This window comes from Ruegeria sp. SATB027 (assembly GCF_059613825.1).
In genome coordinates this window covers 265,953-292,151 of sequence record NZ_JBXWTH010000028.1, presented here as the reverse complement: position 1 = coordinate 292,151, position 26,199 = coordinate 265,953, and the positions used below count along the sequence as shown (strand labels likewise).

General features: G+C 57.9%; 34 protein-coding genes and 1 tRNA gene. 17 read left to right on the top strand and 18 right to left on the bottom strand.

Annotated features, from left to right (window positions below):
• Nucleotides 1-27 precede the first annotated feature (27 nt).
• Nucleotides 28-1,047, bottom strand: coding sequence for a helix-turn-helix domain-containing protein (locus tag AC2FPW_RS06670; RefSeq protein ID WP_480537529.1), 1,020 nt, complete (start codon nt 1,045-1,047; stop codon nt 28-30).
• Nucleotides 1,048-1,392: 345 nt separating this feature from the next.
• On the opposite strand from AC2FPW_RS06670, the gene AC2FPW_RS06665 reads away from it, so the two are divergent.
• The 6 genes from AC2FPW_RS06665 (at nt 1,393) to ribD (ending at nt 4,984) form a co-directional block, all read left to right on the top strand.
• The gene (locus AC2FPW_RS06665) at nt 1,393-1,830 is read left to right on the top strand and encodes a thiol-disulfide oxidoreductase DCC family protein (protein WP_496812923.1); all 438 of its coding nucleotides are present in this window, start codon (nt 1,393-1,395) and stop codon (nt 1,828-1,830) included.
• A gap of 2 nt (nt 1,831-1,832) precedes the next feature.
• Entirely contained in the window at nt 1,833-2,378 is a 546-nt protein-coding gene (locus AC2FPW_RS06660; RefSeq protein ID WP_496812922.1) for a DUF4166 domain-containing protein, read from the top strand.
• A 78-nt stretch (nt 2,379-2,456) separates the two neighbouring features.
• Nucleotides 2,457-2,861 (top strand): hypothetical protein, encoded by a 405-nt coding sequence (locus tag AC2FPW_RS06655; RefSeq protein ID WP_496812921.1) that lies wholly within the window; start codon nt 2,457-2,459, stop codon nt 2,859-2,861.
• A gap of 21 nt (nt 2,862-2,882) precedes the next feature.
• Complete coding sequence (locus AC2FPW_RS06650) at nt 2,883-3,296, top strand: secondary thiamine-phosphate synthase enzyme YjbQ (protein WP_267367328.1); 414 nt, start codon at nt 2,883-2,885, stop codon at nt 3,294-3,296.
• Between the two features lie 120 nt (nt 3,297-3,416).
• Nucleotides 3,417-3,887: a transcriptional regulator NrdR gene (nrdR, locus tag AC2FPW_RS06645; protein WP_267367325.1), complete on the top strand. Its 471-nt coding sequence runs from the start codon at nt 3,417-3,419 to the stop codon at nt 3,885-3,887.
• Nucleotides 3,884-4,984, top strand: a complete 1,101-nt coding sequence (ribD, locus tag AC2FPW_RS06640) for a bifunctional diaminohydroxyphosphoribosylaminopyrimidine deaminase/5-amino-6-(5-phosphoribosylamino)uracil reductase RibD (protein ID WP_496812920.1) — start codon at nt 3,884-3,886, stop codon at nt 4,982-4,984. The genes nrdR and ribD overlap by 4 nt, the downstream gene beginning before the upstream one ends.
• A gap of 2 nt (nt 4,985-4,986) precedes the next feature.
• On the opposite strand, the gene AC2FPW_RS06635 is transcribed toward ribD, so the two are convergent.
• The 3 genes from AC2FPW_RS06635 to AC2FPW_RS06625 all read right to left on the bottom strand — a co-directional run bounded on the left by AC2FPW_RS06635 (nt 4,987) and on the right by AC2FPW_RS06625 (nt 9,503).
• Nucleotides 4,987-6,987: a capsule polysaccharide biogenesis protein gene (locus AC2FPW_RS06635; RefSeq protein ID WP_496812919.1), complete on the bottom strand. Its 2,001-nt coding sequence runs from the start codon at nt 6,985-6,987 to the stop codon at nt 4,987-4,989.
• A 3-nt stretch (nt 6,988-6,990) separates the two neighbouring features.
• Complete coding sequence (locus AC2FPW_RS06630; RefSeq protein ID WP_480899581.1) at nt 6,991-8,124, bottom strand: polysaccharide biosynthesis/export family protein; 1,134 nt, start codon at nt 8,122-8,124, stop codon at nt 6,991-6,993.
• Nucleotides 8,125-8,204: 80 nt separating this feature from the next.
• Entirely contained in the window at nt 8,205-9,503 is a 1,299-nt protein-coding gene (locus AC2FPW_RS06625) for a capsule polysaccharide biogenesis protein (RefSeq protein WP_496812918.1), read from the bottom strand.
• A 141-nt stretch (nt 9,504-9,644) separates the two neighbouring features.
• Between AC2FPW_RS06625 and AC2FPW_RS06620 the strand changes: the two genes are divergently transcribed.
• From AC2FPW_RS06620 to AC2FPW_RS06600, 5 genes are all read left to right on the top strand, one after another.
• Nucleotides 9,645-10,232, top strand: coding sequence for a riboflavin synthase (locus tag AC2FPW_RS06620; RefSeq protein ID WP_496812917.1), 588 nt, complete (start codon nt 9,645-9,647; stop codon nt 10,230-10,232).
• 104 nt (nt 10,233-10,336) lie between these two features.
• On the top strand, nt 10,337-11,458 hold the full coding sequence (gene ribB / locus AC2FPW_RS06615) for a 3,4-dihydroxy-2-butanone-4-phosphate synthase (RefSeq protein ID WP_496812916.1): 1,122 nt from the start codon (nt 10,337-10,339) through the stop codon (nt 11,456-11,458).
• 2 nt (nt 11,459-11,460) lie between these two features.
• Nucleotides 11,461-12,012 (top strand): 6,7-dimethyl-8-ribityllumazine synthase, encoded by a 552-nt coding sequence (locus AC2FPW_RS06610; RefSeq protein WP_480583515.1) that lies wholly within the window; start codon nt 11,461-11,463, stop codon nt 12,010-12,012.
• Nucleotides 12,009-12,491 carry a transcription antitermination factor NusB gene (nusB, locus tag AC2FPW_RS06605; protein WP_480481565.1) on the top strand — a complete coding sequence of 161 codons (483 nt, stop codon included), beginning with the start codon at nt 12,009-12,011 and terminating at the stop codon, nt 12,489-12,491. The genes AC2FPW_RS06610 and nusB overlap by 4 nt, the downstream gene beginning before the upstream one ends.
• A 59-nt stretch (nt 12,492-12,550) precedes the next feature.
• A complete protein-coding gene (locus AC2FPW_RS06600) occupies nt 12,551-12,856 on the top strand; it encodes a hypothetical protein (RefSeq protein WP_267365294.1) in 306 nt (101 codons plus the stop codon).
• Nucleotides 12,857-13,070: 214 nt separating this feature from the next.
• Here the strand turns inward: AC2FPW_RS06600 and AC2FPW_RS06595 are convergent, their stop codons facing one another.
• Entirely contained in the window at nt 13,071-13,496 is a 426-nt protein-coding gene (locus AC2FPW_RS06595; protein WP_496812915.1) for an SRPBCC family protein, read from the bottom strand.
• Entirely contained in the window at nt 13,493-13,813 is a 321-nt protein-coding gene (locus AC2FPW_RS06590) for an ArsR/SmtB family transcription factor (RefSeq protein ID WP_480476940.1), read from the bottom strand. Before AC2FPW_RS06590 ends, AC2FPW_RS06595 begins: the two co-directional genes overlap by 4 nt.
• A 114-nt stretch (nt 13,814-13,927) precedes the next feature.
• On the opposite strand from AC2FPW_RS06590, the gene AC2FPW_RS06585 reads away from it, so the two are divergent.
• The gene (locus tag AC2FPW_RS06585; protein ID WP_209504302.1) at nt 13,928-14,359 is read left to right on the top strand and encodes an MmcB family DNA repair protein; all 432 of its coding nucleotides are present in this window, start codon (nt 13,928-13,930) and stop codon (nt 14,357-14,359) included.
• Nucleotides 14,360-14,363: 4 nt separating this feature from the next.
• On the opposite strand, the gene AC2FPW_RS06580 is transcribed toward AC2FPW_RS06585, so the two are convergent.
• Nucleotides 14,364-14,552 (bottom strand): DUF6324 family protein, encoded by a 189-nt coding sequence (locus tag AC2FPW_RS06580; protein WP_117869403.1) that lies wholly within the window; start codon nt 14,550-14,552, stop codon nt 14,364-14,366.
• A gap of 77 nt (nt 14,553-14,629) precedes the next feature.
• Between AC2FPW_RS06580 and AC2FPW_RS06575 the strand changes: the two genes are divergently transcribed.
• Both AC2FPW_RS06575 and AC2FPW_RS06570 read left to right on the top strand, forming a co-directional pair.
• A complete protein-coding gene (locus tag AC2FPW_RS06575; protein ID WP_480583521.1) occupies nt 14,630-15,112 on the top strand; it encodes a GNAT family N-acetyltransferase in 483 nt (160 codons plus the stop codon).
• 48 nt (nt 15,113-15,160) lie between these two features.
• Nucleotides 15,161-15,237 (top strand) — tRNA-His (locus AC2FPW_RS06570).
• A 94-nt stretch (nt 15,238-15,331) separates the two neighbouring features.
• On the opposite strand, the gene AC2FPW_RS06565 is transcribed toward AC2FPW_RS06570, so the two are convergent.
• From AC2FPW_RS06565 to secG, 11 genes are all read right to left on the bottom strand, one after another.
• The gene (locus AC2FPW_RS06565; RefSeq protein ID WP_209595834.1) at nt 15,332-16,138 is read right to left on the bottom strand and encodes an ABC transporter permease; all 807 of its coding nucleotides are present in this window, start codon (nt 16,136-16,138) and stop codon (nt 15,332-15,334) included.
• 91 nt (nt 16,139-16,229) lie between these two features.
• Nucleotides 16,230-17,117 carry an ABC transporter permease gene (locus AC2FPW_RS06560; protein WP_480481688.1) on the bottom strand — a complete coding sequence of 296 codons (888 nt, stop codon included), beginning with the start codon at nt 17,115-17,117 and terminating at the stop codon, nt 16,230-16,232.
• Between the two features lie 79 nt (nt 17,118-17,196).
• Complete coding sequence (locus AC2FPW_RS06555) at nt 17,197-17,946, bottom strand: transporter substrate-binding domain-containing protein (RefSeq protein ID WP_267365285.1); 750 nt, start codon at nt 17,944-17,946, stop codon at nt 17,197-17,199.
• A 34-nt stretch (nt 17,947-17,980) separates the two neighbouring features.
• Nucleotides 17,981-18,757, bottom strand: coding sequence for an ABC transporter ATP-binding protein (locus tag AC2FPW_RS06550; protein ID WP_496812914.1), 777 nt, complete (start codon nt 18,755-18,757; stop codon nt 17,981-17,983).
• Nucleotides 18,758-18,885: 128 nt separating this feature from the next.
• On the bottom strand, nt 18,886-19,635 hold the full coding sequence (locus AC2FPW_RS06545) for a phosphate/phosphite/phosphonate ABC transporter substrate-binding protein (RefSeq protein ID WP_496812913.1): 750 nt from the start codon (nt 19,633-19,635) through the stop codon (nt 18,886-18,888).
• The gene (locus tag AC2FPW_RS06540; protein ID WP_209504296.1) at nt 19,632-20,069 is read right to left on the bottom strand and encodes a tellurite resistance TerB family protein; all 438 of its coding nucleotides are present in this window, start codon (nt 20,067-20,069) and stop codon (nt 19,632-19,634) included. Before AC2FPW_RS06540 ends, AC2FPW_RS06545 begins: the two co-directional genes overlap by 4 nt.
• Before the next feature lie 20 nt (nt 20,070-20,089).
• Nucleotides 20,090-20,539 carry a tellurite resistance TerB family protein gene (locus AC2FPW_RS06535; RefSeq protein WP_209504295.1) on the bottom strand — a complete coding sequence of 150 codons (450 nt, stop codon included), beginning with the start codon at nt 20,537-20,539 and terminating at the stop codon, nt 20,090-20,092.
• A gap of 180 nt (nt 20,540-20,719) precedes the next feature.
• A complete protein-coding gene (locus AC2FPW_RS06530; RefSeq protein ID WP_496812912.1) occupies nt 20,720-21,490 on the bottom strand; it encodes an isocitrate lyase/PEP mutase family protein in 771 nt (256 codons plus the stop codon).
• Between the two features lie 160 nt (nt 21,491-21,650).
• Nucleotides 21,651-22,133: a bacterioferritin gene (locus tag AC2FPW_RS06525; RefSeq protein WP_267365948.1), complete on the bottom strand. Its 483-nt coding sequence runs from the start codon at nt 22,131-22,133 to the stop codon at nt 21,651-21,653.
• 112 nt (nt 22,134-22,245) lie between these two features.
• A complete protein-coding gene (pyrG, locus tag AC2FPW_RS06520) occupies nt 22,246-23,889 on the bottom strand; it encodes a CTP synthase (protein ID WP_480481546.1) in 1,644 nt (547 codons plus the stop codon).
• A 160-nt stretch (nt 23,890-24,049) separates the two neighbouring features.
• Nucleotides 24,050-24,409 (bottom strand): preprotein translocase subunit SecG, encoded by a 360-nt coding sequence (secG, locus tag AC2FPW_RS06515; RefSeq protein WP_267365950.1) that lies wholly within the window; start codon nt 24,407-24,409, stop codon nt 24,050-24,052.
• 150 nt (nt 24,410-24,559) lie between these two features.
• On the opposite strand from secG, the gene nthA reads away from it, so the two are divergent.
• The 3 genes from nthA to AC2FPW_RS06500 are packed head-to-tail and all read left to right on the top strand — an operon-like array spanning nt 24,560 to nt 26,174.
• The gene (gene nthA / locus AC2FPW_RS06510; RefSeq protein WP_480481542.1) at nt 24,560-25,174 is read left to right on the top strand and encodes a nitrile hydratase subunit alpha; all 615 of its coding nucleotides are present in this window, start codon (nt 24,560-24,562) and stop codon (nt 25,172-25,174) included.
• On the top strand, nt 25,171-25,848 hold the full coding sequence (gene nthB / locus AC2FPW_RS06505) for a nitrile hydratase subunit beta (protein ID WP_496812911.1): 678 nt from the start codon (nt 25,171-25,173) through the stop codon (nt 25,846-25,848). Before nthA ends, nthB begins: the two co-directional genes overlap by 4 nt.
• Entirely contained in the window at nt 25,845-26,174 is a 330-nt protein-coding gene (locus tag AC2FPW_RS06500; protein WP_496752944.1) for a nitrile hydratase accessory protein, read from the top strand. The genes nthB and AC2FPW_RS06500 overlap by 4 nt, the downstream gene beginning before the upstream one ends.
• Nucleotides 26,175-26,199: the final 25 nt, after the last annotated feature.

Genomic DNA, 26,199 nt, shown 5'->3' with positions numbered 1-26,199 from the left:
GGTTTTTCAAGCTGATGACCCCCGGTCTCACGTCCGTATCGGGTGTTCCATTCGCGTCTTGAACGCGCTGGGCGGCTGGCCTGTCCAACGTTTGAATGCGGTCGAAAATGCAGCCTGATCCGCATAGCCCAGCGAATAGGCGATTTCGGACAAGGGCATTTCATTCTTGATAAAGGTCTGCGCCAGGTCGCACCGCAGATCGTCGACAACATCGCGATAGCTGGTGCCTTCGTCCCTGAGGCGCCGACTGAAGGTTCTAAGGCTCATCCCCAGATCAGCCGCGAGGCTTTCGGCCTGCGGGATTGCGCCGGGCAGGGAACGGGTAACCAGCCCTTCGACCTTGGCACGGGTCAGATGTTTGGGCGCGCCTCTCTCAGAAAGCAGGCGATCTGCATATTCCAGCAAATGCTCTCTGAGTTGGGGGTCATACGTCGGCACAGGCAGGTCCAGCGCGGCAAGTGGCAGGATAATCTCGAGGTTCTCGGCCCCAAAAGTCACCGGAAATCCGGCAAGTTTCTCAAATCTTCGGGCGTGGTCGCCGACCCTGTGCTGAAACCGAATTTCTATCGGATAGAGATTGACTTGCGTCAGGTTCCGCATTCTGGCCAGGGCAGCAAAAATCAGGAATTCGGTGCGTCTGTGGTACCGCGCATACCCGGGATCTTTCCAGTCGGCTTCCAAGGTCGCAAAATTACCCGCGACGCGCAGGTTAAGCGCGATGGCAGGGTCGATGATGCCGTGAAAGCGCGTGAGGTTCTCCATCACCTGTTTCAGGTCGCGGGAATACTTGCTGATATAGGCGGTCACGGTCGAGGCTGACGTAACCTCAAGCCCCGTGCGGGCAGCAAATGTGACGTCGTGGGTGGCGTCACATGCATAACGGATAAACAAAGCCTCGCTTTGTACGCTGTAGGTAGTGACCGGCGGTGCGATATCCTGAGGGCGTAGCCCCGCCATTTTCAGGACATCGCGGGACATGTCGCCATTACCGGAATGGCGGTCCAGTGCCTGAATAAACAAATGAAGACGGCCGATATCGACATCCATCGCGAAACAGTACCTCAAATTTTCAAATACATAGGCAGACTATCAGAGAATTTTCTTTCATGATCGACGGTGCTGACAAGTGGGTTCTTCGCTAAAACAAGCCATCTCTGGCGGTATCTCGAAAATTTTTGACCAATATGGACAAGCGTCGCCACGTGTAACGAACCACTTCAGCAGTGTTGCCGGGTCCAGACCTTTATGGGGATGAGGTCAGAGCCTCGGGGAAATCACCAGCCTCTGGTCAAGGCTCCCCGGCACGCCCCCACACCTTTCGTACATGTCGCATTGCTTCGCTCAGGTGGTTTTGTCAGGCTGACTTTAAGTCAATAATTCCGGTGTAAAACCTTGCAAGATATTTTAAAGAATACAGGGGTTTATGATCAAAACCTGATTGTGTTTGACGGCGAATGCGTGCTGTGTTCGGGGTTTTTCCAGTTTATGCTGAAACGTGACCGGCGCCAAGTTTTCCAGTTTGCAACGGCGCAATCCCCGCTTGGGCAAAAACTATATCGTGATCTCGGCCTTCCCACACAGGATTTTCAAACAAATCTGGTCGTTGTGGATGGCGCTGTTTTTCAGCATCTGGATGCGTTTGCAGCGGCGATGCAACAGTTGCGCGGCCCGTGGTCGCTGTTCTCAATGTGCCGGTTTCTGCCTCGGCTTATCAAGGATCCCGCCTATCGCCTGATCGCACGAAACAGATACGCGTTCTTCGGGCGTTCCGAGATATGTCTGGTTCCCGGTCCCGATATCAGGGTTCGTTTTGCCGAAAACGGGTACTAGCGATGGGCGATCCCTTTCTTATGGCGATAGGATCGACCGAAAGGTTGCCAAAGGCGGTTCGAGATCTGCACATGAGCGAGGGCTGCTTTGCAGGATGCTGCGACATCGAACGTGGCAAAGGGATATGGGTTGCCCTTGTAACACGTCTGGCTGGGTTTCCGCAAAGCGGCAAAGACGTCCCCGTTTCCCTGCACATTGATACAAATGGCGAATTCTGGTCTTGGGATCGGAATTTCGCGGGCCACAAAACCCGATCAACTCTGAAATATGATACGAAAAGAGAGTGTGTTCGGGAATCTTTCGGCGCGGTCTCGATTTGGTTGCAGCCCATTTGGCAGGAAAACGGGATGCATATCAAAATTCTCCGCCTGACCGTGTTTGGCATTCCGATGCCATCTTTTACCTTGCCGCGTTCAAGAACGCACGAATGGCAGGACAAAGCGGGGCGCTTTCGGTTTGATGTGTCTGCGGACGCGCCGGGACTGGGGTTGTTGATCAGATACCAGGGATGGCTCACGCCGGTTCACGCAACGCATGAGACGGATTAAACAGAACGTGAGCGACCCTGTGCCGACGAAGCTTATGGCCTAACCTTTTTGAGACACACAATCAGGGAAGAAATGACAATGAAACATACACGGACATTTGCCGCGATTGCCGCCCTGGCGTTCAGCATTCCAATGACGGCTGACGCGGCACCGCACGGGTACCGGACCGAGCCGATAAACGCCACCGATTTCGAAGTTATTCCGCGCGGCGACCAGCGTACCGAAGGATACTGGTGCGCGGCAGCGGATTATGCACGGCGTACATTGGGCGCGGGTTGGCGCGATCCGATCTACGTGTTGCGCGGGTATGGGCCAAGCGTCACCACCGGTCGTAAAACGGCGGTTCAGTTCTCGACCAAGCCGCCCCAGAATGTGGGTGCACAGCCAAGCAGCTTTGTTACAATCGGTTTTCAACCTGGCACCAGCATGTCTGTACAAGGCGCGAATGCCAGGTGTAACTATCGACCGTTCTATAACGACTGACAAAACGGCGAGACACCGCGAATGCAGACTGAATTTGTAATCCGGACCCAAGGATCAGGTCTTTACGAATTCACGTCCGAGGTGACGCAGTGGCTGGGGCAGGTGGCGACGGATGGCTTACTGACGCTTTTTGTTCGCCACACCTCCTGTTCATTGCTTGTTCAGGAAAACGCAGACCCCGAAGTTCAAACTGATCTTCGGGCGTTTTTCGAAAGGCTGGTGCCGCCGTCCAATCACCCGGCAATGTCGTATCTTCGGCATACTTATGAAGGCCCCGACGACATGCCAGCGCATATAAAGGCTGCGCTGTTGCCGGTATCCTTGTCGATACCTGTGGTGCAGGGTCGCCCGTGCCTTGGAACATGGCAGGGGATATATCTGTTTGAACACCGCACGGCACCACACCAGAGACGGATTGCAGCGCACCTTGCCTGACCCTTTATCTAGCGGTTGAAATTTCCGACTACCCAAACTCTAGTTGCTGCCCTATAGTTGTGGATAAGTAAGTCGCAGCGCTTACAAAAAGAGGCGGAACAAGGGACGAGGAGACGGCGGATGCGCTGCCCGTTTTGCGGAAATATTGATACTCAGGTAAAAGATTCACGTCCGGCAGAGGACCACGTGGCAATCCGCCGACGCCGGTTCTGCCCGGCCTGTGGCGGGCGGTTCACGACCTATGAGCGTGTGCAGCTGCGTGATTTGGTTGTCATAAAGACCAATGGTAAGCGCGAGGATTTCGACCGCGATAAACTGGAACGTTCGATCCGCATCTCGATGCAGAAACGGCCAGTTGATCCCGAGCGGATCGATCAGATGATTTCGGGTATCGTGCGTCGGCTGGAAAGCATGGGCGACACGGATATCCCGTCCCACAAGATCGGCGAGATCGTTATGGAAGCTCTGGCGCGGATCGATACCGTCGCGTATGTTCGCTTTGCGAGTGTGTACAAGAATTTCCAGGCGGCCGATGATTTTGAGGAGTTTGTCCACGAACTGCGCCCGCCGCAGCCACCGACGGACGAGTGAGCGAAAAAGATAAGCGTTTCATGGCGCTGGCCCTGTCACTGGGGCGGCGCGGTCAGGGGACGTGCTGGCCAAACCCTGCGGTGGGGTGCGTAATCGTGCGCAAAGGCCGGATTGTCGGGCGCGGTTGGACCCAGCAGGGCGGCCGCCCCCATGCCGAGACCGAGGCATTGGCGCAAGCCGGGCAGGCCGCACATGGCGCGACCGCCTATGTGACTTTGGAACCCTGCGCCCATCACGGCAAAACACCCCCCTGTGCCGAGGCTTTGATTGCTGCGGGTGTCGCCCGTGTCGTGGCAGCCGTGGAAGACAGCGACCCACGTGTCGCGGGGCAGGGCTTTGCCAAGTTGCGCGAGGCCGGAATTAAGGTCGTAACCGGTGTCCTCGCAGAGCAGGCGGAACGTGATCTGGCGGGCTTTTTTCTGAAGACCGAACAGGGACGACCTTTCGTGACCCTCAAGCTGGCCAGCAGTTTTGACGGGCGGATCGCAACCTCGACCGGGCACAGCCAATGGATTACCGGGCCACAGGCGCGCCGCGTTGTCCATGCCATGCGTGCGCGACACGACGCGGTGATGGTCGGAGCGGGTACAGCGCGGGCTGACGATCCCTCACTGACAGTTCGGGATCTTGGCATTGATCATCAGCCCGTGCGCGTTGTGGTTTCGCGCCATATGGATATTTCCCTGATGGGGCATTTGGCCCGCACGGCATCAAAGACACCTGTGTGGCTCTGCCATGCGCATCACCCGGATGCCGAGCGCGCGAAAGCCTGGGAAGGATTGGGCGCAAGGCTGATCCCCTGCGCGTTGAAGGATCATCAGATTGACGCGGTCGATCTGCTCCAACAGTTGGGGCAAGCCGGTCTGACCAGCGTCTTCTGCGAAGGCGGGGCGGCGCTGGCTGCATCGCTGCTGGCCGAGGATCTGGTGGATGAATTGGTCGGATTTACCGCTGGATTGACCATTGGGGCCGAAGGTCTGGCTGCTGTGGGAACATTGGCTTTAACGACACTGGACGCCGCGCCACGGTTCGAACTGGTTGAAGCGAAAGTGGTGGGTGGGGATATCCTGCACCGTTGGCGCAGGGCGTCTGACTAGGTTTAGCGCCACAAGTGCGCATGTGTCGCAAACACGCCCTGAAGTTTTGACAGAACTCGATTGAACGGACCGGTCGGGGCGCAAGTGCCCTGCGCCAGACGTTCAACTGCAACCTCGACCGGGCAGGGTTGCCCCGTGACCGGGTCGAAATAACGAGGGTAATCAATCAGGGTAGCATGGACGAGGCCCATCAACGTCGGTCTTGCGCCACGCCGGGCGGGAACAGCCCCCAGATCCGTGGTCAGCCCCCAACCCGCATAAAAGGGCGCGCCCAGAGTTGTAACCTTCACGCCGCGCAGCAAAGCCTCGAACCCCAGAAGCGATGTCATGGTCCATACTTCCTGCACGTGCGGCAACAATGATGCGGGGTCTGTTTGGGTTAAAACAATGTCGGCAATTGCCTCGGCATCGATCCTGCCTTCGCGCAGACCCGCTTCGACATCGGGGTGGGGTTTGTAAATCAGGATCGCGTCGGGATTGGCATCGCGCACAGTTTTCAGCAGGTCCAGATTGTTGCGGACCGCGCTGGTACCCAACAGGATCGAGGCGTCGTCCTCGACCTGTCCGGGCACAAGAATACGATGGCCTTCGGGCAGGGTGCTGGTCGGATTGCCGGTATTGTATTTGCTCAGGCCGGCGGCCAAAAGGTTTTCGACAAGACGTTCCGCGCGCAGGTCCTGATCCGGCCTCAACGTTTCACGCAAAGTGATCAGCTCTTCCAACTGGCTGGGTTTTGTCGGGTCGTAATAAATTCCGCTCTCGTCCGTCACCAGCGACAATGGCGGGACCAGTGCCGCCCCAAGCCCGCGTGAACGCATGAACCCGTCTTCGACCCGAACCGCCCCTTCGGTGTTCCTTGCCTGGCTGGCCCAGACCATGTGGGGGCGGTCCGGTGTGCCGGGTTGAGATGCCGTAAAGCGCAGCTTTCCATGTTGCCCGAAAAACTGTTGCAGATGCCTGCGTTTCCACAAGCGCATCCCGGATGCCGTCCAGCCGTTCTTGTCCTGTCGCCAGGCGCGGGTCTTTGCCTCTAACGTGTCCAGTACCGTTTCCAGTTCGCACAGCTGATCGCGATAGGGGTCATACCAAGTCGGGTACAGCAGCATGGCGGCCGCGAACAATTGCGCCCGTGTCAGGCTGCGCTGGCGGTGCGGAACGGGTCTGTCATCCTGCGTCAGGCCCCATCCGGCATAGAAAGGTTGGCCGAACACACGCGGTTTGTGGCCTGCCAGAATTGCCTCGAACCCCAGTTGCGAGGACACGGTGTAGACAGCAACAGCCCCTTCAAGCAACGGCCATGGGCTGATCGGGTCGCTGAACTGCGTTATCCGGTCTGACAGGTCCTGATCGGTAAAATGCCCCTGACGGTGACCCGCCAGTGTTTCAGGATGCGTCTTGATCAGGATGCGCGCGCCGGGGTTTTCCTCCTGCGCCAAGACAAGCATTTCAAGAAACCGGGCGCGGTCCGCTCCGCTTGCTGTTACCGACGCATCGCCGACCGTCTGATCGATCACCAGAACATAACCCGGATCGGGTGGTTCAAGATCGAGATCGACGGCGGAATACTTGCTGAGGTTAAGCTCTCTGATCCGCGTGATCGCGGCGCGGGCACGATTCAGCAGGGCCGTGTCATCCAGAGGGTGCGTGGCCAGCATTGTTTCAAGCTCAGACGGCGTGGCGGCATCGAAATGCAGGCCGGAACGATCTAGCAATAGCCCCAAAGGGGGCTCGCCATTCCGGCCCGGGTGCAGAGATCTGAGAAAGGCGTCCTCGACCCGCAGAATCGGGGCAGCGTGTTTTTCAGCAATCTTAAGACCGCGATGTGCTGTCGGGCTGTTGCCCCAGACGCCTACGCAATCGCCTTCTTTCGGAAACCCCAGTCGAATGTCGTAACCCGAAAGCGACAGAATTCGTCTCAGACGTTTCTGGGTCAGAAAGCCGCCGTTATAAACAAACAGCCGATTTTGCCCGCTCCCGGCTGACGTGTCGGGATCGGGCCGCATGCATCAATTGCCGGTTAGCGTGGCAACGTTTGCAACGGGAGTCAAACCGCCTGCGATAAGTGAGATCGACTTGCTCCACTGCGCATAGGGCGCTTCGGTCACGTAGATCGTATCATCGTCCCGGATCACGAAATCGCGTGCAATGAACAGGCCGTTGGGGGCTGTCAAGTTCAGCAGGTAGATCATGCGCTGATCCCCTTTGAGGTCGGCCCGTCCGGTGACACTGCGGGCGACATCTTGACGTTCCTTGCGCAGAATGAAGATACCCGTTGGATCCGAGGACAGCGTCAGCAGACCGCCGACCTGCGCCAAGGCTTCCAGTGCCGACAGATCCTGACTTTCAAACGCCACGCGCGACTGGCCCCCGGTTGCGCCAAGGGCGATATACGATCTGCTGTCCTCTTCCACCAGAATGCGGTCGCCACCGCGCAGGGCGACGTCCAGCTTGGGGTTGCGGAACAGGTCCTCGTACCAGACGGTACCCTTCTGATCGCCCCGGATCAGGGTCACCAGCGCAATGTCAGACGCGACCGAGACTCCGCCCGCTTGGGACAACATACCAAGCAGCGACCGGGTTGGCCGTTCAATCGGATAAATGCCCGGTGCGGCGACCGTGCCAGTCAGCGAGACGGTGGACCCGTCACCAGCGACGCGCCGCACTTCGACCTGCGGGTCCGGCGTTTGTTCCTGAAGCTTGTCTGTGATCAGAACGCGCAGCTGTTCCGGCGTGTTTCCTGCCGCCCGAATCCGGCCTGCGTAGGGAACAAAGATAAATCCGTCGCTGTCGACCTGAACCTCGTTCAACGCGGTCGCAAGACCAGTTTCGCCGGACAGCAGTCCATCGTCGACGTTTTCCCAGATGGTCAACCCCAGCACGTCTCCAGGGCGAACGGTATCTGCGGTCAATGTCTGGGCACTGCTGAAGGAGGAAGAAAAGCCATACTGAGGAATGGCGGACGTCGCGCGTGTGACGTTGTCGTCAACTTCAACGACATATGCGTTGCCCCCGTTTTGAACTGAACCGGCCAGAATTTCGGATTTGTTCGGTCCGGATTTTGGCAGCTGGCACGCGGCCAGCAGGCCAATTGCAGCCACAAGGGACACACCCCGCACCCATCGCCTAGGAGAGACTTTCACCGCCCGATATCCTCAGTCTTTTGTAGTTACGTGCAGACTAGCTGGTAAGTTGCTTAACTTCCAGTCAGACACCACCCGTTTCATTCGACGACTTTCAACTGTGTCGTTCGCGCCTCGTTCGTGTTCAGAACCGATTGGTAGGGGTCGTTGCTGTCCAAAAGCATATCCACGGCGCGGCGCAGCAGCTGACGGCGGCCACGCCTTGAATAGAACCCGCCGGGTACCTGACTGGTTTCCAGAAGAAATTGCCGATAACAGCGATAGGCTTCGGCATCCGGGTGGTGGGGATCGGCGAAAAACGCCGCGATTGGTTGCTGCGAGACGAAATCGGGCTTGTCATAAACCGAACGCCCGAAAATGCGCAATGGAATGCCCCGCCACAAGACCTGCTGTCCGGCGGTGGAATTCACGGTGACGGCCGAATTCGCCTCATCCAGCAATCTGGCCAGTTTGCCGCCCGGCACATAATGAACCCGGTCGCCGATGCCATGTTTTCCGGCTATCTCGCGGGCCCGGCGTCGCAACGGTTCGCGATGGTTTTCCAACGGGTGTTCCTTTACCGCCAGCCTGTGATGGGCAGGCGCGCCCTGCGCAAATCCTTCGATTACCAGCTCAAGAAATTCACACATGCCCGAAAAGCTGGAATGAGCCTGCACCGAGCTGTCATGCCCAAGCTGCAACAGTACCAGATGATAGGGGTATCCGCCCCATCTGACCCGCGCCGTTGCCACACTTCGTTGAAGGCGATGAAAAGGCATCAAAAACAGGCGCTTGAGGTACAATCTGAATTCTTGCGAGACAGGTAATTCCCTGTGTGGTTGAAAGTTGCGGTAGCGACTGTTCAGGGCCATCACGAACCAATGATAAAGGGCGCCATAGAAGATATGGTGCCGCATGTCTCCCCAATGCGACGGTGGCGGCGGCGCCTTTCGGTCGGACAGGGCCAAGGCCTGGCGCATCTGCTGAACGTCCAGCGACATCAGCCGGGAATTTCCGTTTGATCCGTCCCGCTCATAAGTCACCCACCATGGGCGCAGATACCCCTCCTCGAATACATGAACGGTAACTCCGCAAGACCGCGCGATTTCGACCGCACGCGCATGTATGGGTCTGGTGTCGCCATATAGAACAATATCCGTAACAGCTTTTTCATCGATCAAAGAGGACAGTGTTGCGGGCCAGTTTTCCGGTTTGTCCTGAAACGGGATGTAGCTTGCCTTGTCAAACCAGAACGCCTGATCACCTGCATTGAACCCAACCCGCCAGACCCGAGCCCCCGTGGCGCGCAACATACGCCCCAAGGCCGGGAAAAAAGGTCCGTGCGGGCCCTGAAGGAACAGGAAGACCCGATCATGAGACCTTGAAGGCGGGTGCGGCATCCGAACTGCTCGTATTGTTGTTGTTGCCAAAACTATGCCTGTTTGGTCGGTGTACGGCAAGGCAGGGCTTGCCCGCGCGGCCCGTTGGCCTTACCTCGACGGTGATAGTCAGGCACAGGTTAGGAACTGAGGGTTAACGGAATGTTTACAGGGATCGTCACCGACATGGGCACCGTCGCCGAGCTGGAGCAGCAGGGAGACCTGCGTGCGCGGATCAGGACTGCCTATGACACTGCGGGCATCGATATCGGGGCCTCGATTGCCAGTGACGGTGTTTGTCTGACCGTGATCGCGCTGGGCGACGATTGGTATGACGTCCAGATCAGCGCGGAGACCGTCTCGAAAACCAATCTCGACACCTGGACTGTCGGCAAGCGTGTCAATCTGGAACGCGCGCTGAAGGTTGGTGACGAATTGGGCGGTCACATCGTCTCGGGCCATGTGGATGGCGTAGCCGAGGTGATCGCGATCAGGGAAGACGGCGACAGCACCCGCGTCACCCTGCGCGCGCCAAAGGATCTTGCACGGTTCATCGCGCCCAAAGGATCGGTGGCATTGAATGGCACATCCCTGACGGTCAATGACGTGACAGATTGCGATTTTGGCATCAACTTCATTCCACACACCAAAGAGGTCACCACCTGGGGCAACGTCCAGGTCGGGGACCGGGTCAATCTTGAGATCGATACACTGGCCCGTTATGTGGCGCGTCTGGCCGAGATGTCCTGATACCATACGTCGCGTCGGAGCAGACCTGCGCCGTTTGTGGACTGGTCTTTGTGCCCTCAGTGGTCTATTCCGCCGTTCAAACATGCCATGCGAAAGGCTGCCCAATGAGCTTTGAGACACCCGGCCCGGTCGAGGCCCGGCTGCGCGACGCGATCAGCCCGATCGAAGACATTATTGAAGAGGCGCGTGCCGGCCGGATGTATATTCTGGTCGATCACGAGGATCGCGAAAACGAGGGCGATCTGGTGATTGCTGCCGAGTTCGCAGATGCCGAGGCCATTAACTTTATGGCCACTCATGGCCGTGGCCTGATCTGTCTGCCGATAACAGCAGAACGGGTCGAAGCGCTTGGGCTGCCGATGATGGCGGTGAACAACTCGTCCCGGCACGAAACCGCATTCACCGTGTCTATCGAGGCACGCGAAGGGGTCAGCACCGGGATCTCTGCCGCCGACCGTGCGCTGACCGTGGCGACTGCGATCAACGAGCAGAACACAATGGCCCATATCGCGACGCCCGGCCACGTCTTCCCCTTGCGTGCCAAGCGGGGTGGGGTGCTGGTGCGTGCCGGTCATACCGAGGCTGCCGTTGATATCTCGCGTCTGGCCGGTCTGAACCCCTCGGGCGTGATCTGTGAGATCATGAAACCCGACGGCACCATGGCGCGTCTGCCCGATCTGGTTGAGTTTGCGCAAGAGCACAACATGAAGATCGGCACGATCAGTGACCTGATCGCCTACCGGTCGCGCAACGACAATCTGGTGGTTGAAACCTCGCGTCAGATGGTGACGTCAGAATATGGCGGCGAGTGGGAAATGCGGCTGTTCACCGATCAGACCCATGGCATCGAACATGTGGTCATGATCAAGGGTGACATCACCACACCCGAACCGGTGTTGACCCGCACTCATGCTCTGCACGAGGCCCCCGATATTCTGGGTCTTGGTCCGAAATCATCGCGCGAACTTCCGCGCGCCATGGAAAAGATTGCTGAAGAAGGACGGGGCGTGGTCTGCCTGTTCCGTCAACCGCGCAACTCGCTATATGCGACGGGTGACGAGGGGCCGCGCACCATTAAACAAACCGGTCTGGGGGCCCAGATCTTGTCCAAGATGGGAATTCAGGAACTGGTTCTGCTGACCGACTCGCCAGAAACCGTATATCTGGGGCTTGACGCGTTTGGCCTGTCCATCGTCGGTACCCGTTCGATTTTGAAGGAAGACTGATCATGGCTGCTCAAGACGAACATGGCGTTCTGCCGACGCCGAAATTTGACAAGCCGGTCAAGCTGCTGATCGTGGCGGCGCCGTTTTATCGTGCGATTGCCGATAACCTGATCACGGGCGCGAAGGCCGAAATCGAAGCCGCGGGTGGAACCTGCGAAGTGGTCGAGGTGCCCGGCGCGCTGGAAATCCCGACCGCCATCGCAATGGCCGACCGTCAATGCAACTTTGACGGTTACGTCGCGCTGGGCTGCGTCATTCGCGGCGAGACTACGCATTACGAAACCGTTTGCAACGACTCCAGCCGGGCGATCCAGTTGATGGGTCTACAGGGCCTGTGCATCGGCAATGGCATTCTGACTGTGGAAAACGACGCGCAGGCCGAAGTCCGCGCGAACCCGAAAAAGATGAATAAAGGGGGTGGGGCTGCTGCTGCGGCCTTGCATCTGATCGCGCTCAGCCGTAAGTGGGGCTCTTCCAAAAAGGGCGTTGGTTTCAAACCGCCGTCCGAGTCCATCCTCGTGGCGGGCGACAGCAACGGACCCTCGACAGCATGACCAAGACAGACGCGCCGAAACCGGCCAACCAGAAACGCCTGATGAAATCCGCCGCCCGGCTTTATGCCGTGCAGGCGCTGTTCCAGATGGAACAGTCCGGGCAAACGACCGAAGCTGTCGTGAATGAGTTTCTGGATCACCGTTTTGGCGCTGTCTATGAGGGTGAGGAAATGTTGGACGGTGATATCAGCGTCTTCCGCTCGTTGGTCGATAATGCGGTGAACTATCAGGCGGCCATCGACCAGATGACGGACCGTGCGCTGGTCGCCAAATGGCCGATCGCTCGGATTGACCCGACCTTGCGGGCGCTGTTCCGTGCGGCTGGGGCAGAGCTGACCCAAAGCGACACGCCGCCAAAGGTTGTCATCACTGAATTTGTTGACGTTGCGCGTGCGTTTTTCCCGGAAGGCAAAGAGCCGAAATTTGTCAATGCTGTGCTGGATCACATGGCCCGCGAGGCACAGCCCGAGGCATTCTGACGCCTTTACGAGAACCAGATATGCGCTAACTTGAATGTCATAGCGCAAAGAGGTTCACCATGCCCAAACTGATCCGCCTTTATATCACGCAAGTTGCCTGGGGCTTTGTCATTTCGGCTGTGTTTGTCGGCGTCCTGTTGGCGCTGAATGTCGCAAACCTGCGCCATCTGATAACCAGTTCGGAAATCGGTCTTATCGCTTTGGTGATGATCTGGTTCATGAACGGCATTGTCTTTGCCGGTGTCCAGTTCGCCTACAAGATCATGAGCATGGCAGAAAAGCCGCAAGGCCCGCGCCGGGGTACCCCTGTTGTACACAGCTTTGAACCGGCGGTTGCAAAGCAGGAAGCCCCTGCAGGGCGCTGAATCTTCGGGGAAAATGTGGCGGGACCACCAAACAACCGTGTGGTTTGATTCCCGAGGACCTGTATATACAGGTGGGCGCCAGGTAATCAGGCCAGGACCTGAACAGAGCCAGCCCCCTCGGAATTGCTTAAGGCCACCAGAATGCTACCTGTCACAAGAAGGGCAGAACCCGCCACGCGCTTAAGTAGGGCGTCTGACGGGTTCGCACAAGGGGTCAGGCATCAACAGTTTCGTGCAATGCCGTGCGCATCTTGCCAAAGTGCTCGTCCCAACCCTTGTCCAGCGCCAGGATCAGGCCAAAGGCATCGGCCCCCTGCGGCAGGCCTTCATGCCGCAGGTCAAGGCGCGTCCCGCCTGCGACGGGTTCCAGGGTCCACTTGACGACGCTCACCGCGTCGCCCATCGGCTTTACGGTGAACGTGTATTCCAGATACTTGGGAGGTTTGGCAACGCGAACCTCACCCCAGATCAACAGGTCGCCGCTTGTTGTGCCAAACATCTCCAGCTTTTGACCCGCGGACAGAGGATGTTTCGGTTTGTGGAACCATTCCGCCAGGCGGTCCGGGTCTGTAAGATAAGCCCAAACCGTTTCCGGCTCGGCCCTCAGAAAGATCGATTTCTTCAGAACTGCATCGGTCATTTCGATTTCCTTTCAACAGCTTCCTTGAGAGAGTTGAGGCGATCGTCCCAGAACTGGTCAAAATACCTGAGCCAGTCCAGAACGGGGGCCATGCCTTGTGGTTCAAGACGGTTAATGCGTTCGCGGCCACGGGTTTCAACGGTGATCAAGCCGCCGTCGGATAGCACGGTCAGATGCTTTTTGACTGCTGCCCGGGTCATGTCGAACCGGTCAGTCAACTGCCCGATGGTCATGTCCTGAGACGAGAGCAATTGTACAATGTCCCTACGTGTGGGATCGGCCAGCGCACGGAACGCGTTTTGAGTTCGGTTATCCATAAGCAACTCCAGATGGGATACCATTTGGTATCGCATTAATACGATACCCAATGGTATCATGTCAAGCGCGATGCAGTACTTTACTTTTGTTCACCAATTGTTCACATTTGGGGTATGTTGTTAGATTTGCAGCCCGGACAGAAGCTCGCGCGTGGCGTCGCACGCCACCTTGCCGCGCATGGTTTTGTTTCTGTTGAAGAATTCGTCCCGGCACGTGGTCTGCGTGTCGATGTGATGGGGCTGGGTCCCAAAGGTGAGATTTGGGTGATCGAATGCAAATCCAGCCGTGCCGATTATCAATCGGATGCCAAATGGCAGGGCTATCTGGAATGGTGTGACCGATTCTTCTGGGCCGTGGATACCGAGTTTCCGACCGATCTGTTACCTGATGAAACAGGATTGATTATTGCCGACGCCTATGATGCCGAGATCGTGCGCATGGCGCCCGAGGACAAGCTTGCCCCGGCGCGGCGCAAGAAGATGATCCAGAAATTTGCGACAGATGCAGCACGCCGACTGCATGCGCTGCGCGATCCGCGCTTGTAAAAGCTCAGCCCTTGACGGCGAGGGCGGCCTGTATCGCGGCGCGGATCTCGTCGGCGATTTCTTCGGCTTCCTCGGGGTCGAAATCCATCGGAATTTCGATGCCGTCGGCTTCGATGAACAAGCGTACCATCCCCTGATCGGTCGGGCCGATTTGCAGGTTGGCCTGAATATCGCGTTCGGTATTGATGCCCATCTGTGCCTCCGAGACTGAGCGTTTGTGCTAGCGTGCACGGGGTTGAGAATCAAGTCACCTTTGCGGTCAGATAAGACATGGAAGAAGTGATTCTCAGAACGTTTCGCCCCGATGATGCCGCGTGGCTGGTTGAACAGCACGGGTTGCTCTATGCGCACGACGAAGGATTTGATGACAGCTTTGCCCCATTGGTTGCGCGCATCCTTGAGGAGTTCATTGCCGACAATGACCCGTCCTTTGAAAAAGGCTGGATTGCTGAACGGGCTGGACAAAGACTGGGTAGCATTTTCTGCGTGCGTGTTGACCAGACAACCGCCAAACTGCGCCTCTTCCTGCTTGTCCCCGAAGCGCGCGGACTTGGGTTGGGGAAACGGCTGTTACAGACCTGTACAGACTTCGCACGCGAGGCTGGATATCGGGAAATGGTTTTGTGGACCCATGAAAGTCATACGGCTGCCTGCGCGCTTTACAGGGCGTTTGGCTGGGAACTGATCGACAGCAAACCGGTGCATTCCTTTGGCGTCGATCTTGTCGAACAAAGCTGGAGAATTCGGCTTTAATCCTCTTGCATTCCCCCGGCGCGTTCGGTACATCGCCCCTCACAAAGTGCCGCCTTAGCTCAGTTGGTTAGAGCGCTGGATTGTGGATCCAGAGGTCCCCTGTTCAAGCCAGGGAGGCGGTACCATTCCCCCCAAATCGACTCTGTCCGTGTTCGCATCACCAAGCGTATTACAAGCGTAGTGTAGGCTTGAACGCCGGAATTTACGGCGCGCTGTCCTTTAGCGCGCCAGGTTCAGTTTGAACCGCATTTTTGCCCGTTTGGCGGTGGGCAGGTGGCGGTTCAGGCGTTTGTTGATCAGGCCAAATCCCCCGACAATCACCAATGTCAGCAGGATGAAATAGAACGCCAGAATTGGATAGGGGATGAAGGGGTTGAACGTTTTGTCCGCGAAATAACTTGCGTAATAGAGCGCGTCGCCACGTTGTTGCCAGGCCGGAAAGGCCGAGAAGAAGACCAGCGTGGTGGCATGGAACAGAAAGATGGCTTCGTTCGTATAGGCCGGCCAGGCCAGACGCAGCATGGTGGGCCAGACGATCCGCCGAAACCGCGACCAGCCGGACATGCCATAGGCATCTGCCGCTTCGATATCTCCCTTGGGGATCGAGCGCAGGGCACCGTAAAAAATCTCACCCGAATAGGCTGCGGTGTTCAGGAACAGCACGATCAGCGCCCCCAGCCAGGCCGAGGTGAAGGCGTCGAACATCGGATATGTTTTCTTCAGCGACAGGAAGAAGAAATAAGCAAAGAAGAACTGGATAAAGAGAGGCGAGCCCCGGAACAGAAAGATGAACCATTCGGCAGGTTTGCGCAGCCATTTGTTGGTCGAGGCTTTGCCGACGGCCAGCGCGGTGGCCAGAAAGAACCCGGTCGCCAGCGCCATGACGCCGAAATAGATGTTCCAGATCATGCCCGAGCCGATCAGGGTGAACTGTTCGCACAGGGTGAAATCGGTCTTGGGCAGCAGACGTTCGCCAAAGCCAAGCGACCGCAGGCCATAATCCTGAATGGTCTGGATGCAGCTCATGATCGGGCTCCTTGGAAAGGAGATTGCGGGCGCGAAAGAGATTGCTGTGCAATCGCGTGCGGCACCCGGTTGCGGTCTTGAACGCGGATCATCATGCCGTGGTCTCCTTGCGCAGAAGCTCTCCGCCGGAAGTGGCCTGTCCGTGGGACAATCGCCGCATCAGTTTTTCAAGCCCAAGTTCCGAGAAACGGGTCATGCCAAGGTAGAAGATCAGCAGGAACAGGAAATACCACATGCGCCAGTCGCCATGCGGGTATTGCGTGAATTTCGAGGTTTTGGTGCCGCCCAGTTCGCGCGCCCAATACACGATATCTTCGACGCCCAGCAGGAAGAGCAGGGGTGTCGCCTTGATCAGCACCATCCACAGATTGGACAGGCCGGGCAGCGCGTAAACCCACATCTGAGGTACGAGGATTTTCCAGAAGGTCTGGCGGCGATTCATGCCATAAGCTTCGGCCGTTTCCAGTTGCGCATGTGGTACGGCGCGCATTCCGCCGAACAGGACATTGGCCGCGAAAGCACCAAAAACGATAGAGAAGGTGATGACCGCAAGGAAAAACCCATAGGTTTCATGCACCCATTCAGGCGCGGTTCCAAGTGGCAGCTTGGCGGCCTGACAAACGAGGAAGTCATTGCCCTGGCGGATTGGGTCGGTCCAGTCCGGGCACAATATCTTATGCCGCGTCCACTCAAACGCCTGATCCAACGCGATGACGAAGAACAGGAAAAACGCAATGTCGGGCACGCCGCGCACAATCGCGATATATCCTTTGCCCAACCAGCTGAGGGGCGGGAAATGCGAGCGCGCCGCCATGGCTCCAGCAAACCCGAAGCCAAGAGCGACGGGCGCGGTCACAGCCAGCAAGGCCAAAACCTTGATGAAAGACAGGTAGAACGACCAGTGGACGCCATTGGTCAGGTAGCATGAAAACCAGCGGAACGTGCCCAGCGTGTCAGGATCAGCGCAGTACGAGAACATATGGCGTCTTTCCAACGTCTGTTCCGGCTAGGCCGGAAGCGGCCCGGCGCCGAAGCACCGGACCGGGATTGGTCAGGTCTTAGTTGGTGACGACCGAACCGTCAGTACCGTATGTGGCGGTGCCTTCACCGAACCACTTGATCAGCATCTCGTTCAGCGTGCCGTCAGCTTTCATCGAAGTGATGGCTTCGTCGAACTTGCCGCGCAGTTCACCGTCGCTTTCACGCAGGCCCATGCCGACGCCGCCGCCCAGCGGAACCGGATCGCCGATAAAGACCAGCTCACCGCCCGATTCCTCGACCAACGGCACCAGATAGTCGCGGTCGGCCAGAACGGCATCGGCTTCGCCGTTACGGACGGCTGCAATGGTTTCTTCCGGGGTCGCGAATTCGACCAGGGTTGCACCGGATTCAGCGACGTGGCCTGCCTGGATCGTGGCGGTTTGCGCCGCAACGACACCGCCGGTTACGTCTGCCGAGTCAGAGGTCGCGACATAGGCCGACGCGGTCGGCGGGTAATAGTCTTGGGTAAAGTCGATGACCTCATCACGTTCGGCTGTGATCGACATACCGGCGATGATGGTGTCGTAGTTGCCCGAGACCAGATTCGGAATGATCGAATCCCAGTCGTTCTTGACCCATTCACACTCCAGGTTAGCGCGTTTGCACAGCTCGTCGCCGACTTCACGCTCGAACCCGTCGATTTCACCTGCATCGTTGATGAAGTTGTACGGAGGGTAGGCGCCCTCGGTGCCCATGCGGACCGTGTCGGCCATCGCGATACCAGCAGTCAGCGCCAGGGCTGCAGTGGACAGAATCAGGTTTTTCATTGGTTACTCCCCAGTTTTGGTTCTGTTCTTGAAGTTAAGCCGCTTGAGTAGCGGAGAGAAAGCCCCGAAGCCGTTCGGATTCGGGTGACGTAAAGATATCTTCGGGCAAACCTTCTTCCTCGATCAGGCCCTGATGAAGAAATACCACGTGGCTCGAGATATCTGCCGCCATTTTCATGTCATGGGTCACGATGATCATGGTGCGCCCTTCTGCGGCCAGATCCTTGATCACCTTGATCACTTCCTGTTCAAGTTCGGGATCCAGCGCCGAGGTCGGTTCGTCGAACAACAGCGCCTGCGGTTCCATGCACAGACCCCGCGCGATCGCGGCACGCTGTTGCTGACCGCCGGACAATTGCGCCGGATAGGCGTCGCATTTGTCGCCAATCCCAACTTTCTCAAGGTATTTGCGCGCGCTGTCTTCCACTTCGGCCTTGTCGTGGCCCAGAACGGTCACGGGGGCTTCCATCACATTTTGCAGGATGGTCATATGCGCCCACAGATTGAACTGCTGAAACACCATCGACAGGTTGGTGCGGATGCGCAGAACCTGCTTGGGGTCCGCGGGGCGGCGCCCATGGCTATCGCCCGACCATTTGACAGGTTCGCCTTTGAACAGGATTTCACCCTGCTGGCTGTCTTCCAACAGATTGCAGCAGCGCAGCAAAGTTGATTTTCCTGACCCCGACGACCCGATCAGCGAGACCACGTCGCCGCCATGCGCTGTGATATCCACCCCCTTCAACACTTCCAGATTGCCGAAGCTTTTGTGAAGGTTTTTGATTTCGATGACGGGAGCGATTTCTGTCACGGGCAGTCCAGTAGTTTGTGGTGTTGGTGCGGTAATAGGGCCGAAAAATTTGCTCAATGCAATGCGCAATTCGCAAATTCAGGGTCGGAAACAGCCAAATTGACCAAATGCACCGGACAATTTGGTCATCAGATTATCCGCTGTGCGCATGGCGGTGGCGGGGTCGGTACGGACAGGTACTCCTCCGCCGGGATGTCGATCAGCCCCTGAATATGCAGCGTTTTGCGGTCGTGTTCGGCAAGGTTGTCTATTGCGGTTCGAACTGCGTCTGCGACCAGATCCGCGTTTTGGTCGGGTCCGGTAATATAGGGCAGGGTTGGTGTAGGAGAGGTTTTTGCCAATTCGCGCAGGCTTTTGCCCAGATCGGTATGTTCCTGCAACATCGTCCAGGTCAATGCATCCAGCGCGGCGAAATCTGCCTTCCCGTCCGAGACCGCCTGTGCCGACAGCGCGTGACCGCCTGTTTCCAACAACGACGCAGGATTCAGGTTCTCCCGGGATAGATGCGTGATCGGTGCTGCCCAGCCGGATTGAGACAGCGCTTCGTTATACGCGAAGATACCGTCAGTCATGCCCGCCAGCGTGCGGTTGTCGTCGCGCCGCGCCACAAAGACCGAGCAATAGTGCCCGGCAGGACAACCGGGCAGGCCGTAATCCGGGGTGCCCACCAGTTGAACCCGACCATGCAAGCGTGTGCGATAGGGCATTCCGCAGGTCTGCGCCAGCACCAGTTCGGGATCAAGCCAGACCTGCCAAACATCGGCGTCTCGGGTCAGCTGTTCCGGCCCGTATCCCAAATGCGCACGAATCAACCCCCAGAACCGATCATTGGCGGCCTGAACCTCGGGCATGTCATACATGCCAAGCATGGCTATCAAGATTTAGCGGCCTTTTGCCGGGCCAAAGCCGAATCCACGTCGCTGACCCCTAGCAGGCTGACAACCAGACGCAGCAGCGAGTCCTCCTCACCTGTACGGTGGCCATCAGCCAGGGCCACCGACCACAGCGCCTGAACCACCGCCAGCCGGTTTTCATAAGCGACAGCTTCCTTGATGGCACGGGTAAAACGGACCGTGTCGGGGGCCTCGGCCTCAAGATCTTCGGCACGGGCGCGCAAAGCCGCGCTTTCGAACGGGGACAAACCGTATCGTTCAGCCGAGATGCGGTCGATGCGCGCCATCTCGGAATCAGAATAATCGTTGTCAGATCGTGCCAGACGCACCAGCAGGGCCGTCAGGGCCAGGCGGGCATCATCTTCGACAAGCGGGTCGGGCTTGGGCTGTGTGAGCCTGGAAAGAAAGTCGCTGAACATGGGTAAGATATAGCGGGCGCTTAACTCACATCCAAGCGGCTTTGGACGCGCTCGCGCGCTGCCTGACTGTCATTATAGCTCAGGCCCATGGCAATGCGGGCTTCTTCGACGATCTTTATCTCGCCCTCGTCCGAACTGCCATCTGCCAGAACGATTTCCCACAACGCGTCAAGGGCTGCCAGCCGCTCTTTCAGGTCCGTGGTTTCCCGGATCAGTTTGCCGAACGTATCAGTTTCCGGTGCCGCAGCGTGGAGCTTTTCGCAGGTGGCCCGAACCTTGGCCGCCTCAATCGCGTTATGCTGGTAAAGACGGGCCAGTATCTTGTCGATCAGACTGATCTCTTCCAGCTTATAATCGCGATCTGCCTGCGCGACGCGCACCATCAGAGCACCCAGAGCAAGTTCTGCATCCGGGTCCGGCAATTGTTCATGATGAGGCGGTCTGAGCGCCTTAAAGAACCTTTTCAACATAACAAACACCTAGACGACAGGTCGTGATCGGCCAAGCACGAAATGCCGGTCTTGCTATAGTATTGCGTGTGTCCCGCGCTGAACCAGAGCTGCGCGGCACCGGGTACACACCGGCCAACAATCAATCATTGCCCAATATCCATGAGTTTCAATTTGTCCTTAAGAAACAAAGGCCTGAGATTACCAGGTCAGGGCCTCTTTGGCTGCGTTCTGCAACCAGGCCAGCATTTGGCGATAGGGGACCGGGCCGTAGCTGATCCGCGCGACCCCGAGCTTTGCCAGAGTGGCCGTATCCGGCGTGCCGGGCAGAGCGATGATATTGACCGGCAACGTGGTGGATTCGCAAAGCCGGGCGATCAGGGCTTCGTTCTTTAGCCCGGGTGCAAAGAATCCGCTGGCGCCTGCGTCAGCATAGGCATTGGCACGGGCAATGGCCTCATCCAGCATCGTGTCGTCATGGGTGTCCGCTGCGGCCTTCAGGAAGATATCTGTGCGCGCATTGACATAGGCGGGAATGCTTGCGCGCGCGCAAGCGTCGCACATCGCTTCAACGCGTTTGGCCTGAGTGGCGATATCGTAGAGACCGTCGCCACCGATGATCTGGTCTTCAAAGTTGAACCCGACAACACCGCAGTCAAGTGCGCGCCGAACGTTTTGCGCGATCCCTTGCGGGTCTTCGGCATAAGCCCCCTCGAAATCCAGTGTTACCGGCAGATCAACCGCCGCAACGATGCGGCGTGCATTGTCCAACGCGGCCTCAAGTGGAATGTTCTGCCCGTCGCCATAGCCCTGCGCCATCGCAACAGGGGCACTGCCGGTCGCGATGGCCTGGGCACCGGCGTCCCGAACGGCGCCAGCGCTGCCTGCGTCCCAGATATTGAACAGAATGACAGGATCGCCCTTCTTGTGAAGGCTGGTAAAGGTCACGGCTTTCTGGGACTGGCTGGTCATCGGAACTCTCCTGTTGTCGCGTATCCTACAGCTAACGCTGCGAAAATGACCCGGCCAGAGTTTTTGCACCCAGCCAGGTCAATTTAAGGTGACGGCACAGGCACAGATTGCGTCAGCTTCGCAAAGCACCTGTGACATCCACCGGTTTGAAACCAAGGTCTCAGGCGTCGCCCGCAGCGCCAGAGACGAATTTCGCGCTAAACGCAGATTCGCCCAGACGTTGCAGAAGGCTCAGCTGTGTCTCCAGCCAGGCTTTATGACCTTCTTCTTCCATCAGGATGCGTTCGAACAGTGTACGCGAACCAACATCACCAACTTCGGCCGCCTGTTGCGCTGCATTGGTGTAGAAGTCGACGGCCTCACTCTCGTCTTTGAGGTCAGAGGCGAACATCTCTTCCAGTGTGCCTGCTGCGGCCGGGCTTTTCTGAAACGCAAGCTCGGGGGTTCCACCCAGAAACAGGATACGTTCGATAAAGGCGTCAGAATGCACCAGCTCTTCCTGCATCTCGCCCCGCATTTTCTCGGCCAGAATATCAAGGCCCCAGTCGTCCAGAACATGCGCGTGCAACTGGTATTGGTGCGCGGCAGTAAGCTCCATATGAAGCGCTTGCTGAAGGTTGGTGATCGTTGTTGCGTTGCTCATCGGAAATCTCCTGAAACCGTGAAATGCAAAAGCAGAAAACCTGCCTCTCCACACAGTTAAGAGGTCAGCCCCCACGAAACAACGTGGGGTGACAGTCCGACACAGTCAGGGATTAGACCAGGCGCGAAGTGTCTTTCGCGGCCCGCACAAATTCGCGAAACAGCGGATGCGGGTCAAACGGCTTGGACTTCAGTTCCGGGTGGTACTGAACGCCGATGAACCACGGATGATCCGCCCATTCCACGATTTCGGGCAGACGTCCGTCCGGCGACATGCCCGAAAACTTCAGGCCCGCTTTTTCAAGCTTGTCGCGATACTTGATGTCCACCTCATAGCGGTGGCGGTGTCGTTCCTCGATCTGCGTGCCGCCATAAACCTCGGCCACTTTGGATCCATCCGCCAATACTGCGTTGTAAGCCCCAAGGCGCATTGTGCCGCCTTTGTCGTCGCCGACCTTGCGCTCGACCTTGTGGTTGCCCTGTACCCACTCCTTGAGGTGATAGACCACCGGTTCAAACCGTTTCTTCCCGGCCTCATGGTCGAATTCCTCGGACCCGGCTTCGGCGATTCCCGCAGCGTTCCGCGCAGCCTCGATCACCGCCATCTGCATGCCGAGACAAATGCCCAGATAGGGAACCTTGTGCTCGCGCGCATATTGCGCCGCCTTGATCTTGCCTTCGGTGCCACGCTCGCCAAACCCACCGGGGACGAGGATGGCGTGGAAGCCTTCCAGATACGGGGCCGCGTCTTCGGTATCGAAAACCTCGGCATCCACCCACTCGATCTTGACCTTCACGCGGTTGGCCATACCGCCATGGGTCAGCGCCTCGGCAATCGACTTATAGGCGTCTTCAAGCTGCGTATATTTGCCGACAATGGCCACTTTCACTTCGCCTTCGGCGTTGTGGATGCGGTCGCTCACATCTTCCCATTTGGCCAGATCGGGCTTGGGGGCGGGGCTGATTTGGAACGCGTCCAGAACCGCCTGATCCAGACCTTCGCGGTGATAGGCCAGCGGGGCGTCGTAGATGGTGGACAGGTCCTGCGCTGCGATCACGCTGTCCGGACGCACGTTACAGAACAGGGCCAGTTTTTCCCGTTCCTTGGTCGGGATCGGCCCTTCGGACCGGCAGACCAGAATATCGGGGGCCAGACCGATCGAACGCAGTTCTTTCACCGAGTGCTGGGTCGGCTTGGTTTTCAACTCACCCGACGCTTTGATGTAGGGCAGCAACGTCAGATGCATAAAGATACACTGGCCGCGCGGTTTGTCCTGACTGAACTGACGGATGGCTTCAAAGAAGGGCAGGCCTTCGATATCGCCCACAGTGCCGCCAATCTCACACAGCATGAAATCAACCTCATCCTCGCCGATGGCGATGAAATCCTTGATCTCGTTTGTGACGTGCGGGATCACCTGAATGGTCTTGCCAAGGTAATCGCCGCGGCGTTCTTTCTCGAGCACGTTCGAATAGATCCGCCCGGAACTGACCGAGTCGGTCTTGCGCGCGGCGACTCCGGTGAACCGTTCGTAATGGCCAAGGTCCAGATCGGTCTCGGCGCCATCATCGGTGACAAACACTTCGCCATGCTCAAAGGGCGACATCGTACCGGGATCGACGTTCAGATAGGGGTCCAGCTTGCGCAGACGCACCGAATAACCGCGGGCTTGCAACAATGCGCCCAATGCTGCCGAAGCCAGCCCTTTGCCCAAGGACGAAACCACACCACCGGTGATGAAAATAAAACGTGCCATAGTTTTTCGGCTGCTCCCGTGAGACGTCAAAATCAGCTGCCCGACGGTTCTGAAAAACCGCTGCATCACGGGACTTCACATATAAAGGATTCGCGCCAAAAGCGCAAGAGAACCGCAAGATGCTGTTGCAGTCCTCTTTCAGGTTTCTAGGTTTTGTGGATCAATCCGCCTGCGGGATCAGTGGCGCGTTGTCGTCCTGCGCCGGCGGCAGAAGATCATCAACCGACGGAATCGCCGGTGTGCTTTCTTCTGTCGAAGCCGGTGCCGGAACGCCCAGACGATCGATTACCGAGCTGCCCGAAGATTTCTGAGCCGCAAGAATGGTCAGCGTGATCGAGGTGACGATAAAACAGGCCGCCAGAATCCAGGTCACCTTGCCCAATGCCGTCGCTGCTGCGCGACCAGCCATGGCACCGCCACCACCCATACCCAGGCCGCCGCCTTCGGACCGCTGCATCAGGACAACGGCGATCAGGCCCAGAGCCAGAAGAAGATGGATGATGAGAACGACGTTTTCCATGGTGGTCCTGTACAGCGTGGCGTGTATCGCGTGGTACTTATGCAAGTTTGCCAGCGGGGGCAAGTCAGGAGTTGGCATCAACTTCTTTGATGTATCCCATCACGTCAAAGGGACTGGACAGTGTGTCGATTTGTGACGCAGGCTGCGGCCATGCCACATGACGATCACGACCACCCGCATGCCCTGTTACCACCTGAACCCGCATTGCGCGTCAAAGCGCTCGAGACGATTTTGACCCGCAAAGGGCTGATCGATCCGGCGGCTCTGGATGAGATTATTGACACTTATCAGAACAGGATCGGGCCGCAAAACGGCGCGCGCGTTGTTGCCAAAGCCTGGAGCGACCCTGCCTTCAAAGCTGCCCTGCTTGAAGACGCCACTCCGGTCGTGGCCGACCTTGGCTATTATGGCCGCCAGGGTGAACATATGGTAGTGGTTGAGAACACACCGGACCGGCACAATATGGTCGTCTGCACGCTGTGCAGCTGTTACCCTTGGCCGCTGCTGGGCATACCGCCCGGATGGTACAAATCCGACGCCTACCGCGCCCGCGCAGTGCGAGAACCGCGCAAGGTGCTGGCCGAATTCGGCGTCACCTTGCCCCAAGACACATCTGTACGGGTTTGGGATTCGACAGCCGAGGTTCGCTATCTCGTCTTGCCCATGCGCCCTGTAGGCACAGACGGGATGAGCGAAGAGGGGCTTGCCGCGCTTGTGACGCGCGACAGCATGATTGGCACGGGCCTTCCAAGGGTGCCCGCATGACCCGCGTTCACGATATGGGAGGACGTTTCGGTGACGGTCCGATAAACCCCGAGACAGAGGATGCGCCGGTCTTTGCCGAAGACTGGCACGCCCGCGCTCTTGCGGTGACACTTGCATCTGGTTTTCTGGGGCAGTGGAACATCGACGTTTCGCGCCACGCGCGCGAACGCCTGTCCCCGAAGGATTACACCCGGTTTTCCTATTATGAGAAATGGATATCCGGTCTGGCCGATCTGCTGGTCGAAAAGGGTGTTCTGACATTGGATGATCTGCGTGGCGTGAGCGGCGACGAACCGCACCCCTTGGCGGACAGAGCACTCAAGGCGGAAGCGGTGTCCGCTGCGCTGGCCAAAGGCGGGCCTGCGGACAGGCCTTCCAATGTCGCGGCGCTGTATTCTGTGGGGCAAGAGGTTGTCACGGTCCGACCGGCAGCAAATCGCCTCGTGGATGGAGGTCACACGCGCCTGCCTGTCTATGCATCCGGTGCCAGGGGCCGAATCCTGCGCCTGCACGGAACCCATGTTCTGCCCGATTCCAATGCGCATGGGTTGGGTGAGGCGCCAGAGCCGATTTATGCAGTGGCCTTTGCGGCATCAGAACTCTGGGCCGCCCCCGAACATCCCGCCGACCAGGTGGTTCTGGACCTCTGGCAAAGCTACCTGCAACCGGCATGAACGACTGTATCACATACGGAGCCCCCGAGCCGGTTTTTGCTGAGCCCTGGCACGCTCAGGTCTTTGCCGTCACAGTCGCGCTGAACGAGGCCGGGCGGTTCGAATGGGCGGATTGGGCGGCGCGTTTTTCAGCGACATTGAAACGCAACGGGCTTGCCCGGGAACTGGATGGCGGTGACGATTACTTCCACGCATGGCTGGAAACGCTTGAGGCATTGCTGGTCGAACAGGGCGCTGCCATGCCGAAGGATGTGCTTGATCTGCATAAGGCCTGGGAAGAGGCTTACCTGACCACTCCGCACGGACAACCTGTCCACTTGCGATGACAGGGTAGGGGGCTCTGCCCCGCCG